At 45.9% G+C, this 13,348-nt stretch carries 4 protein-coding genes; 3 read left to right on the top strand and 1 reads right to left on the bottom strand.

What is annotated here, in order from left to right; genetic code table 11:
* The first annotated feature begins 76 nt into the window (after positions 1-76).
* Positions 77-949: a DMT family transporter gene (locus AC1RNB_RS16185; RefSeq protein ID WP_493084510.1), complete on the top strand. Its 873-nt coding sequence runs from the start codon at positions 77-79 to the stop codon at positions 947-949.
* A gap of 387 nt (positions 950-1,336) precedes the next feature.
* Here AC1RNB_RS16185 and AC1RNB_RS16180 read toward each other — a convergent pair whose 3' ends face one another.
* Positions 1,337-2,170 carry an SMP-30/gluconolactonase/LRE family protein gene (locus tag AC1RNB_RS16180; protein WP_493084508.1) on the bottom strand — a complete coding sequence of 278 codons (834 nt, stop codon included), beginning with the start codon at positions 2,168-2,170 and terminating at the stop codon, positions 1,337-1,339.
* 155 nt (positions 2,171-2,325) lie between these two features.
* Here AC1RNB_RS16180 and AC1RNB_RS16175 point away from each other — a divergent pair, with 155 nt between their 5' ends.
* A complete protein-coding gene (locus AC1RNB_RS16175; protein WP_493084506.1) occupies positions 2,326-5,247 on the top strand; it encodes an alpha/beta hydrolase family protein in 2,922 nt (973 codons plus the stop codon).
* A 485-nt stretch (positions 5,248-5,732) separates the two neighbouring features.
* A complete protein-coding gene (locus tag AC1RNB_RS16170; RefSeq protein ID WP_493084504.1) occupies positions 5,733-13,112 on the top strand; it encodes an HYR domain-containing protein in 7,380 nt (2,459 codons plus the stop codon).
* The last annotated feature ends 236 nt before the right edge of the window (positions 13,113-13,348 follow it).

Genomic DNA, 13,348 nt, shown 5'->3' with positions numbered 1-13,348 from the left:
GTTCCTGATTGATTATATTTTTCCTTCCTCCTTTACACAGGTACGGATCCGATGAATATTTGCGTTCTTTGAAGTCATGAAACAGGCTTTGATCAAATTACATATCGCTGTTTTCCTCGCTGGTTTTACCGGGATACTTGGTAAACTGATCGGTTTAAACGAGGGGTTACTGACCTGGTACCGGATCGCTATTACCGTGGTTACCCTGTATGCCTGGCTTTCCTGGAAAAAACAACTCGGTTTTGTGGCAGCAGTTACGGTATGGCGCTTATTGGGTATTGGTACACTGATTGCCTTACACTGGGTTTTATTTTATGCCAGTATCAAAATGGCCAATGTATCTATTGGATTGATCTGTTTTGCTTCGGTAGGGTTGTTCACAGCTATACTGGAACCTTTGTTCACACCCAAAAAATTCAGCTGGTCCGAAACAGGATTGGGACTGATTAGTTTATTGGGGATCTTGCTCATATTTCATTTTGATACCCGTTACCGCAATGGCATCCTTGCCGGACTTGCCTGTTCTGTACTGGCAGCTTTTTTCTCGGTGCTCAACAAAAAATATGTAGCGGTTACCGATTCAAAAACCATGATGTTGTATGAATTGAGCGGTGGCCTGTTACTGCTCACGCTGGGCATGCCATTGTATCTCTACTTTTTTCCCACCACTTATATTATTCCTACCGCCAAAGACTGGATCTGGCTCCTGATACTGAGCTGGCTCTGCACCGTTCTGGCCATGAACCTGATGCTGCAATCCCTGAAAAAAGTATCCGCCTTTACCCAAAACCTCAGCCTGAACCTGGAACCGGTGTACGGCATAGCGATGGCTTTCTTTTTATTCAAGGAGAATGAACATCTGTCTATTTATTTTTATCCCGGAGTAGGGTTGATTGCTTTGTCGGTGGTATTGCAGATGGGAAGGGTGGTGAGGAATCGTCAGACGTGAGACGTGAATCGTCAGTTGTGAATTGTCAATGGGCAATTGTCAATCATTGTTGTCCGGTAAAACCTATCTGTTTTAGTTGAAATTCTTTCCAGGCTTGAATTTACGGCTCACCCATTGTGAAGGGGCTTGGCAGTTCAAAAGGCTGAATATCTCTGTGTGCCTCTATTGCTCTGAGATCTCCGTGTTAAAAACTAAGATAGATACCATTGGGTAATTGGGATAGCGTAGTGTTCTTCAACACAGAGGCCCCAGAGATTTGGAGTTACATAGAGAACGCTATCTGTTTTCGCCGGACAACAGTGAATTGTCAATAGTTAATATATTTTCCCCGTACTCACTACTCACAACTGACGACTCACGACTCACGATTCACGTCTCACCCCGAAATTACTTCAGTTGATAGGCTACTACTTTGTTTCCATAAAACGTAGGAACATACACAATCCTGTTTTTGGGATCGTAGCCGATATCGGCGGTATTGCTTTTTTGCGGGCGGGTGTCGAGCAGGATCTGTTTGTTGCCGTCGGCATAGATATAATAGATAACCCCGTTCCAGCAACTGACGAGGTACTCATTTTTTTGCACCTGTTCAATGCCATCGGTAGTGGGGTCCATACCTTCTGTGATATTGGCAAGGGTGCCACTGGCGAGCTGTTTTACCAAACTGCCTTTGTCGAGTAGGAGTAATTCATCTCCCAATGCCAGTAGCCCGTTGGGTCCCTGCAGGTTCTGAAAGAGTGTAACCACAAAACCTTTGTCGATGCGATACACTTTATAAACGCGGGTATCACTTACGTAAACGGCCCCGGTTTTATCGATGGTAATATCGTTCAGGAAAACGGAACCTTCTACCGGTATGCGTTCAATGATGGTGGCTTTATCCATATCAATCACCACTACTTCTGTCAGATCAGCTACGTATAATTTATTCTTGTAAATACCCATGCCCTTGGGCGCATTCAGTCCGGTAACCCACTGTGCGTTGATGATCTTGCCATCCAATCCTACTTTGGCAATCGATCCCTTGCCGTCTTTTTCGTTCGGAACACCATCAATATTAGAAACATACAATAGCCGGGCTTTGGCATCATACAAAACCGATTCGGGGGTACGCAACAGGGTATCTGTTTCCCATAGTTGGGTTAACTGGTGTGTTTGTGACAAACCGGCCCGGGAGCAGAGCAGCAGTCCTGAAAAACAGGCAATGATCCAATATCTCATGGGTTAAAAATATACATTTTATTATTGAAAATCAGGTTCTGTTCTTACGGTACTTCACCTGCTTTTAGCCGCTCTTCACCGATGGTAAAATTGAGTGGGTAAAAGCGGGCTGCTGTGATTGGTTTCTTTATCTTCGGAATTCCCAAAACACTTTTATGAAAAAGAACCTCCTGTTTTTCTTTTCCCTGCTGGCTGTTGCCGGTTTTGCCCAGAAAAAACCATTGGACCATTCTGTGTATGATGGCTGGCAGAGTATCACCGAAAGAGCTATTACCAGCGATGGTAAATATGTGACGTATGCTGTCAATCCCCAGGAAGGAGATGGGGTATTGTATATCAAATCATCTGATGGCAGTTATACAAAAGAGATAGCCCGTGGGTATGGTGCCGTGATCACAGAGGATAACCGTTACGTGATCTGCCGTATCAAACCGGCTTTTAAAGATACCCGCGATGCGCGGATCAAAAAGAAAAAGCCTGATGAAATGCCCAAAGACAGTCTGGCGATAGTGGAACTCGGTAAAGACAATATTACCAAAGTGCCGCGGGTGAAAAGTTTTAAAGTGCCGGATGATTCCGGCAACTGGTTGGCTTACCTGTTAGAGAAACCATTGCCGGAACCTGCGCGTAGACCAGACATGGACTCATCTGCAAGGGTACGTGCTATGCTGCAAATGGCAGATAGTTTGGCCAGAGCGGCAGATAGTATCCGAAACAAAGCCAATGAAGTAAAACTGAATGGCCTGTCTGTATTACGCGGAAACCGACCCAATAACGGGACAGCCAGAACACCGGAGGAACCTTTTGAAGAAGGAACGGTACTGGTGTTGCGTAACCTGGTAACCGGTGAAGAAAAAAGATTTCCGCTGGTAAGCGAGTTCTTTTTTAATACCAAAGGAACCACACTGTTGATAGAAACTACCCGTAAAACCGGGGATGCACAAACGCAGGCGGCGGTTACCCGGATCGACCTGGCCAGTGGAAACAGCGCAGTTGTTTTCAAAAAATTCAATGATGCCAAAGGCTACCGGATGGATGAGGACGGCAAACAATTTGCTTTTGTAGCCGAGCGCGACAGCAGCAGCAAGTCTTTGCAGAAATTTTATAAACTCTATTATCATACAAACGGCATGGATAGTGCTGTGTTGCTGGCTGATAGAAATACATCCGGATTGCCTGCTAAGTGGACGGTTAGCGAGAATGCTTCTATCAGTTTCAGTAAAAGCGGGCAGCGTCTGTTTGTGGGTACAGCGGCTATATTACCCGTGAAAGATACCACGCTGCCGGATTTTGAAAGAGTGAGTGTGGATGTATGGCATTACAATGATGATTATGTACAACCGGTTCAGTTAAAGAACCTGGATAATGATCTGCGCAGGAGTTATCCGGCCAGAGTGGATAGGGAGGGTAAAAAACTGGTGCAGCTGATTAACGATAAATTCCGTGGATTGCTGCAAACGAAGGAAGGAGATGGGGAAGTGTTTTATGCCTCTTCCGATGATGGTAAAAAAGTGGCCTCCCAGTGGCAGGGTTTTGTGTACAATGATATTTACCGGGTGAATCCGGAAACGGGTGCGGCAGAAATGATCAGGAAAGAGTTTAAGGGAAACCTGCTGCAGGCATCTTATTCAGGTAAATACCTGTTGTATTATGATGAGCGTGATGCGTCTTATTTTATCTATAACTCCCTCACCCGTAAAACCTATCCTGTAGCCAAAGACATCAAAACATCTTTAAGTGATGAAGAAAATGATGTGCCGGATGATCCCAATCCTTATGGTGTGGTTAAATGGATGGAGGATGAGAAATATGTGCTGCTCTATGATCGCTATGATATCTGGAAAGTAGCGGTGGATGGTGTGGAAAAATCAGTGTTGCTGACCAATGGCAGAAAAGACAAAGTTTCCTATCGTTATATCAGCTCTGATCCGAAAGAGAAATTTTTGAAAGCCGATCAGAAACTGTTGCTGCGTTTATTTGATGAAAAAGATAAATCTTCCGGATTGGGTTATCTCGATCTCGGAAAAAACAATGCTTTATCTGTTGTTTTTAAAGAACCGGTTAGTCTTGGGTTTTCTGTACAGAAAGCAAAAGAGGCAGATGTGTTATTCTATAGTAAAGAAACCTATACACAATCAACCAATATGTATGTGCAAACTGCCGGGGCTTCTGCCAAACAGTTAAGTAACACCAATCCGCAGCAGGCCAACTATAACTGGGGAACGGCAGAATTGTTTAAGTGGAAAGCCTATACCGGTAAGGAAGCAGAAGGGGTACTGTATAAACCGGAAAATTTTGATCCCAAAAAGAAGTACCCGATGATCGTGTATTTCTATGAAAGGAACAGCAATACACTCTATAATTACCAGGCACCGGCGCCCACCCCTTCGCGATTGAATATTCCGTTTTTTGTGAGCAGGGGATATATTGTACTGGTGCCTGATATCTGGTACCAGAAAGGATATCCGGGGCAAGGTGCTTATGATTATATCCTGAGTGGAACAAGGGCCGTTGTAAAGCAGGGCTATGTAGACAGTACCAAAATTGGTTTACAGGGGCAGAGCTGGGGTGGTTACCAGATTGTTTACCTGATTACCAAGACCAATTTATATGCAGCCGCCTGGGCCGGTGCGCCGGTGGCCAATATGACGAGTGCGTATGGCGGGATCCGGTGGGGTAGTGGATTACTGCGACAGTTTCAGTACGAAAAAACACAGAGCCGGATAGGTGCTACCTTATGGGAGAAGCCCAACCTGTACCTGCAGAACTCAGCTTTGTTCAGTTTACCCAAAGTAACCACACCGCTGGTGATCATGCATAACGATGCTGATGATGCAGTACCCTGGTACCAGGGAATTGAAATGTATGCCGGTATGCGCAGGCTCGGCAAAAAAGTATGGATGCTGAACTACAATGGGGAAGCCCATAACCTGGTAGAAAGGAAGAACCGGAAAGATATCCAGATCCGCGAGCAGCAGTTTTTTGATTACCTGCTGAAAGGCGAGAAGCCCGCTAAATGGATTGCTGAAGGCGTACCTGCGGTATTGAAAGGAAGAGATCTGGGATTGGGTAAGTAAACAGAAGATTGTCTAATACCAACTGAAAGAGCAGCCGGAAATTTTTCCGGCTGCTCTTTTTATTACCAGGCAATGTGAACAGAGATTAAATTTTTGTTATGCTTGACAGGAAAGCATAAGCATCATCCGGCAGGCCGTAAACCACTGCTCATTTCTCAGTAAAGATAAAACCCTTACCCAGCGTGCATTTAGCGTGATCCTATTTGCATGGCCCTGTATCTCTTTCAGCTTTTTTTAAGCTTTAATACCGGCTTGCAGATTGTGAATAACTATCCAGTCGTATACTATTTTCCGGTCAACCAATACCTTTATCTTCGAATTTATTCGAATAGTTGTCCAATATCCCCGAAAACCTGTTCATCCTGTAAAAAACCAAACTGTGCTGCTTACCCCTCCGGTAAACCGTTCTTATTGTTTCCGCAAGCCATTCGTTTTATGCGACGTTGCTGCTGTATCTACCCACTTTTCAATTTCAAACATATCTTATGCGTAAATGCCACTTACTTGCGAAAGCAGTGTGTCTGTCTGTTGCCATGCTATTTGTGATGGCCGCCAATGCACAAACCATTGCCTGGAATTTCACTGCCGGCACTGCCGCCCCGTCTACCACTTCTACGGTGGTTAGCACTACCGACCTGGTGCAGGGAAACAACAATGGTACCACCACGTTTATCACTTCTACTTCTGCCTCTTCATCGTATGCCGGTGCTTCCGGTACGTTTAACGCAGGAATGGCTGCGAGAACCGGTGCATTGAATACGGGAGCTTCCGGAAGTGCTTACGTAGAATTTACCTTATCAATAGCCGCCGGTAGCGGTTACAATGCCGCTACTGTAACGGCTATTAATTTTGGTTGCAGAAGCACTTCTACTGCCCCGCAGGCATACAGCATCCGAACCAGTGCAGATAACTACGCCACGGACCTGGCTACCGGAACGATTCTCAATAACAGTAGCTGGTCGTTAAAAGCGAATAGCGGTTTGTCGGCAGTAGTGGGTAATACAGGCCTTACCATCCGCATCTACGGATATAACGGAACCGGTTCTGCTTCTGCCAATACGGCTAATTTCCGGATCGATGATATTACAGTGTCTGTTGCACCTTCTGCTAATGCAGATCTGAAGCAACTGGCAATTGTGAATGATACCTATACTACTACTTTTCCGTTAACACCTGCTTTCAGTGCCGGTACTACAGCTTACAGTACTTCTGTGAATAGTAACACGGCTTCTGTTTATTTTTCTTTTGCCCCGGCTATTACCAATTCCATGGTGGATGTAAGCCTGAATGGCGGTGCTTTCGGCAGTCCGCTTTTATTATTTCCTTTGAACGTAGGAAGTAACACCCTTGAAGCAAGGGTGCATGCACAGGATGGTGTAACACTGAAAAGTTATACAGTAACTATCCAGCGCGCTGCTCCGGCCGTACCTGCCTTAACGGTGAATTCCTCACTGGCTGCATTTGGCAGTAACTGTATTACGGCAACTCCCATTATCAACTCCTTTACCATCGAAGGAAGCAGTCTGGATGGCAGCGATATCAATATCAGTGCTTTGCCCGGTTTCAGTTACGCAACTGATGCCAACGGACCTTTTACCAGTACACTAAGTTTCTCGTATACTGCTGATGCTTTTACGGCAAAAACGATCTACGTAAAATTCACTCCTACGGCTGTTCAGTTGTATGATGGCAATATCAGTATCAGTGGTGGGGGAATCACCCCCGTGCCGGTAGCAGCCAGTGGTTCGGGCATCAATACATTACCCACCGTTAGTACCGGCTCTAATATAGTGGCCGGCAATTCAGCGGCTGTGAATGGAACTTTATCGGTAACCGGTTGCGGTACCGTAACGGCTGTTGGTTTTGAATACAGTACCACGGCAGGTTTTGCCAACGGTACAGGCACACAGGTATTGGCTACCAACCTGAGTGCAGGCGCATTCAGTGCCACTATTGCGGGTTTAACAGGTGCTACTACTTATTATTATAAAGCTTTTGCAACCAATGCTGCCGGTACCTCTTACGGAACGCAGAATAGTTTTTCCACTTCTTTTGTGGTTCCGGTGGTCATGTCTGCTCAGCCTTTGTTGCGCTATACAGAGAATTTTACCGACATCGCTAACTGGTCGGCCAATTTTACCAGTGGGATAGGGGCTACGCATTTTTCTTCTGTTGCTGTTAATACAACAGGTACCATTCCATCTGCTACGCGGATCACTACCTCTTCTGCTACTTTTTCTTCGGGTACTTCCGGAGGCGTACAGAAGGGAACTGGTAATATTCAACTGCTGGCTACCGGTGGTACGGATAATTCTTCTTCCGTTGCCTTTGAATTCTATATGAATTTTACCGGTATGAATGCCGGAACACTCAGTTTCGATTGGGCATCAGTTAATAATTCAACCGGTAACAGAAACGGATCATTGCGTGTGTATGGAAGCGCAGATGGCATTACTTATACGGAAATCCCGGCTGCCAATGTGATCAATATCACGAATAATATACCGAGTACCGGTACCGTGAACAGTGTGGCTTTGCCCGCTTCGTTCAATAACAGTCCTACGGCCAGGTTACGTTTCTACTATTATAATGGTACAGGTGGTGTGATTACCCCGCCGGCCACTACGGTCAGCGGTTCCAGACCCAAGATCAGCATCGATAACCTGATCGTTACCGGCGTAGCAGCTACCCCTTGCGAAACACCTGCAGCAGCACCTTCTTCATTGGTATTTGGTGCAGTTGCCGAAACCAGTGTACAGGGTAGTTTTACTGCCGCAACACAGCCTGTAAATGAGTACCTCGTGGTAATGAGTACCAGTCAGACCCTTACTTCTTTACCCATCGATGGCCAGACCTATTTTGCAGGAGATAATATCGGAGATGGAACCGTGATCGACAAAGGCAGTGACCTCACATTTACCGCCACCGGTTTAACAGGTGCCACAACTTATTATTTCTTTGTGTTCCCGGTGAACAGTGTATGTACCGGCGGACCTAAATATTTAACCACTGATCCGCTCACAGCAGATGTAACTACGGTAGCCGGTTTGCCAACTTGTGCAGCACCTGTTGCACAACCTACAATTCTGGTAACAGCAGCGGCTATCAATTCTATTCAGGGTTCCTTTACGGCAACTGCCGCTGATGAATACCTGGTGTTGCAGAGCAGCAGTGTTTCGCTCACAGACCTGCCGGTAAATGGTACCAGTTATGCAGCCGGTGCTGTGCTCGGTAATGCTGTGGTGGTGCAGCGTGGTGCAGGCACCGGTTTTACTGCCGCTAATCTTGCTCCAGCTACCCAATACTATTATTTTGTATTCAGCATCAATTCACAGGCTTGTGTTAACGGACCTGTTTATAATACAACTTCGCCCTTGAGTGGATCAGCCACTACAGAGCCATTACCGGTTTGTGTTACACCATCGGCGCAGCCTGCCAATCTTTCCTTTAATGCGTCTAACAGCAGTGTTACCGGAACTTTTAATCCGGCTGGAACAGGTTATCATTACCTGGTGGTAAAAAGTAGTTCACCATCTCTTACTGCTGTACCTGTTGATAATACAGATTATGCTGTAGGAGATAACCTGGGAGGTGGCACGGTAGTAGCCAATACGGTATCAACCAGTTTCATTGCTACCAATCTCAATAGTTCAACCACTTATTATTTCTTTGTATTCGCCACCAATAAAAATTGCACCGGCGGAACCAAATACCTCGTAACGGCACCCTTAAGTGGTAATGCAACTACCACCAATGCGCCTGTATACAATTACTATTTTGGTAACCTGCATGCACACTCTTCGTATTCTGACGGAAACAAAGACAATGCTGCGTATACACCCATTAACGATTATGCCTATGCTTCGCAATCGCAGGGCATGGATTTTCTGGGCATCTCAGAACACAACCACTTCTCTTCGCTCGATAATCCGGGTAATGAACTGGCCAACTACCGCTCGGGTGTGGCACAGGCTGCCTTATTCAATGCAGCCAACCCTAATTTCCTTGCCTTATATGGTATGGAGTGGGGGGTGATCAAGGGCGGAGGACATGTACTGATCTATGGTGATGGTTTATCCGAATTATTCGGATGGGAATCGAATGTGAACGGAACCACAGGGCCTAACTACGATATTTATGTTCCCAAAAGTACCTACCTGGGTTCTGAAGGATTGTTTAAAGTGGTGAATGATTTTTCGGCTAAGAATGCTTTTGCTACGCTGGCGCATCCGAACAGCAGTGATTTTGATAACCTCGCTAATATTCCATACGATCCGTCTGCGGATGATGCCATATCGGGTACAGCGGTTGAAAGCGGTCCGTCTACATCTACCAACACCACTTACTCAAATCCGGGTGCTTCTATGTATTATCTCTGGTATTACCAGAAGTTATTGTCCAAAGGGTATCACCTCGGGCCCACGATTGATCACGATAACCACAACACCACATTCGGACGCCATACAGCGGCAAGAACGGCGGTGCTGGCACCTTCCTTAACACAGTCAGAGATCATCAGGTCTGTGCGGGACATGCATTTCTATGCTACGGAAGACATGGATGCCAAAGTAGATTTTACGATCAATACAAGGATCATGGGTTCCATTTTTGAAGACAGGAACGCACCTTCTATCAATGTATCACTTACCGATCCAACCAACAACACTTCGAACGCACTGATCAGGGTCATGTACGGACAACCCGGTAGTGGTGTATTCCCGGTAGTGATTGATTCTGTGTATGGCAGCTCCCTGAGTTTTGTAGATAATAACCTGGCCAACAATGCAACCGGTTATTACTATATCGATATTACCAATGGTACTTCCCGCATCGTTACTTCGCCGATCTGGTATACACGTACCTGTACCTCTTCCAGCGAGTTTACCGTGAGTGCCTGTGACAGTTATGAGTGGGGCGGAACCGTGTACACTACTTCTACCGTTGCTACTAAAGTATTTACCGGTACGGATGGTTGTATCTCAACGGTTACCATGCACCTCACCATTAACAATAGCCCGGCTTCTGTAACCATAGCGCCTGCAGGTGCGGATACAGGTTGTCCTGCCAACGGGGTTGCTTTAACAGCTACGGCCGATCTGACCAATGGTGCCATCAGTGCTTATGAATGGTATCAGAACGGAAACCTGGTAGCTACTACCACTACCGGAAATTATACGGCTTTTGCCACAGGCGCCTATGCTGTAAAAGCGATTGCGGCTACTACCTGTTCCGTTACATCCGGTACCATTACCGCTACGGTGACAGATACTGAAGCACCGGTGATCGTATTACCTGCTCCTGTAACACAAAACAACGATGCTGGTGTATGCGGTGCTATTGTCAACTTTACAGCTACTGCTACCGATAACTGCAGCCCGGTTACGATTACCTACAGCCAATCGCCGGGTTCCTTGTTTGCAGTGGGTATTACTACGGTAACGGTAACCGCTACCGATGCATCCGGAAATACCAGTACTGCAGACTTTACGGTAACGGTTTCCGATACAGAGAAACCTACTATCACGGCTCCGTTTGAATACGGGGTTGTGAGTGAGCCCGGTCAGTGTGGTGCTAATATAGCCAACATCGGATCGCCGATTGTAGTCGATAATTGTGGTGTATTGAGTGTGACCAATAATCACCCGTCTACCTACTATCCTGTTGGAGCAACGATTGTTACCTGGACCGTTACCGATATCCATGGAAATACAACCGATACGGCCCAACAGATTATTACGGTAGTAGATAATGAATTGCCTTCTATTATTGTTACTAATGTTACGGCTGCGGCTGAACAGGGTGTTTGCGGTGCAAACCTGTCGTTGAGTACTCCGGTTACCGCTGATAATTGCGGCGTGGCAACTGTAACCAATAATCACCCCGGTAGTTTTTATCCGGTGGGTGTTACCAATGTGATCTGGACTGTTACGGATGTAAATGGTATGTCAAAAACAGCCCTTCAGAAAATAACTGTTACAGATGCAGAATCGCCGGTAATCATTTTACCGTCACCTATTACAACGCAGAATGATGCCGGCGTATGTGGTGCAGTGGTTAATTTTGTGGTGAATGCTACGGACAATTGCGGACCCGTCAATATCAGCTATAGCAAATCTCCCGGTTCCTTGTTTGTGGTAGGAGTTACTACTGTTACCGTTACGGCTACTGATGTTTCTGGTAATGTAAGTTCAGCAGATTTAACTATTACTGTAACAGATCATGAGCAACCTGTTATTTCAGTTTTACCGGCTGCCCAGGCTTTCTGTATCAATGAAACAGGTACATATGCCATTCCATTATTAGCGGCATCAGATAATTGTGCGGTGTCTGCCATCAGTTACAGTATTACCGGTGCCACCAACAGAACCGGTACCGGCAATGATGCCAGTGGTTTGTTTACTGCAGGTATATCTACTATAACATGGACAGTAACAGATGCGGCTGGTAATACTACCCAAGCCACTACTACGGTTACCATTAACACCATACCATCAACAGTGATCACATCCAGTAATGCAGATGCATTCTGCAACAGTGTTACCTTAACAGCCGGAGCGGGTAGCTCTTATCTGTGGAGTACGGGTAGTACTGCTCAGCAGATCACTTTAGGTCAGTCTGATGGAGATGGAGTATACTCGGTTACCGTAACGGTAAACGGTTGCACCAGTGCACCGGCCACATATACCTATCAGAAACAAAACCTCGTTAGCAGTTATACGATCCTGGCAGAGAAAGAAGTAAAACTGGGCGAGAACAATAAAGTAAACAGCGGTAGTGTAGGTGTTCGTTCTGTAAGGGGCGAAGCCGAGTTCCGCAGTAATAGTTCCGTATCTTCCCCGGGCTCATTTGTAAAAGCGGCCCGCATCCATAAAAAGGGTTGGAATATCGCCATCAGTAATCCGATCTACAGTGCAGCTACGGGTATCAGTTTACCTGCGATGTACCTGAACAATACCAACACAAACTATCTGCCTAATAAAGAAGTAGCAGCCAACAGTGTTAGTACGGTAACCGGTAACTACAAAAACCTGGTACTGAAAAAAGGATCCCGCACCATTGTTACGGGTAACCTGTTTGGCAGTATCCGCGTAGAGCAGGGGGCACAGGTTGTCTTTACTTCTGCCACCGTAAACATGGGCAAACTGGAAGTAGTAAAAGGCCCGCGTAATGGCTACAGTTATATCCGCTTCAGCGGCGATACCCGTGTGCTGGTGAGTGGTAGTGTAACAGTGGGCAGCCAGGTATATATCAACCCCGATAACCACAAAGTAACTTTCTATATGGGCGATACGCGTTCAGACGAAGAGAAGTTTACCGTGAAGGGAGGCGATACCAAAGTAACGGCCAATATCTATATCCCGAATGGTAAATTAAAAGTAACGGGTGGCTATAGTTACGGCCATGATAACAGGGATGATGATGAGGAAAGCTGTTATGGCCAGGGCAATAGTTATGTAAACATGACGGGATTATTTATAGCCGAAGAAGTAGAAGGTAACGGCAAGAATGTGATCTGGAACAGCTTCAGCTGTGGATCATCACCGGTACCTGTGTTAAATTACAGCCAGTCAGTTACCCAATCTGTAACAGGCGATAAGAGCGAAACCACGAGTGAAGAAGCGTTACAGGTAACGGTATTACCCAACCCGAGTACCACTTACTTCACACTGAAAATATCGAGCCGTTATACAACGCCGGTAACCATGCGTGTGGTGGATGAGAGTGGCAGGGTGGTAGATGCGAGGTCAGGCATCGGTGCCAACAGTACCATCCAGGTAGGACATGCGTATCTGAGCGGTATATACTTTGCAGAAATGACACAGGGTACACAGCGTAAAATCGTAAAACTGATCAAAGCCCAATAACCCGTTTCTGGTACTTCAGATAATAGAAAGGCCGCTCTTCCTGAGCGGCTTTTCTATTGTATATAAGGGTTCAAAAAGTAACTCATTGATAATGAGTAGTATCATACAAGATATGTCTACAAAAACGGTGAAAACACCGGGATGATTCGGTGAAAAACACGGGGTGTTTTATGCATAATATTATTAATATTATATAACCAAACGGGGTAACCTGTCTGGTTATATCCTTTGTTAAA

Source organism: Sediminibacterium sp. GW821-FHT12F12 (assembly GCF_058806635.1).
The sequence above is the reverse complement of the archived record's forward strand: the minus strand, read 5'-3'. Positions and strand labels throughout refer to the sequence as shown.

Bases quoted from the DNA above. Each gene is read 5' to 3' on its own strand.
- AC1RNB_RS16185 (WP_493084510.1), top strand. From the start codon at position 77: ATGAAACAGGCTTTGATCAAATTACATATCGCTGTTTTCCTCGCTGGT.
- AC1RNB_RS16180 (WP_493084508.1), bottom strand. From the start codon at position 2,170: ATGAGATATTGGATCATTGCCTGTTTTTCAGGACTGCTGCTCTGCTCC.
- AC1RNB_RS16175 (WP_493084506.1), top strand. From the start codon at position 2,326: ATGAAAAAGAACCTCCTGTTTTTCTTTTCCCTGCTGGCTGTTGCCGGT.
- AC1RNB_RS16170 (WP_493084504.1), top strand. From the start codon at position 5,733: ATGCGTAAATGCCACTTACTTGCGAAAGCAGTGTGTCTGTCTGTTGCC.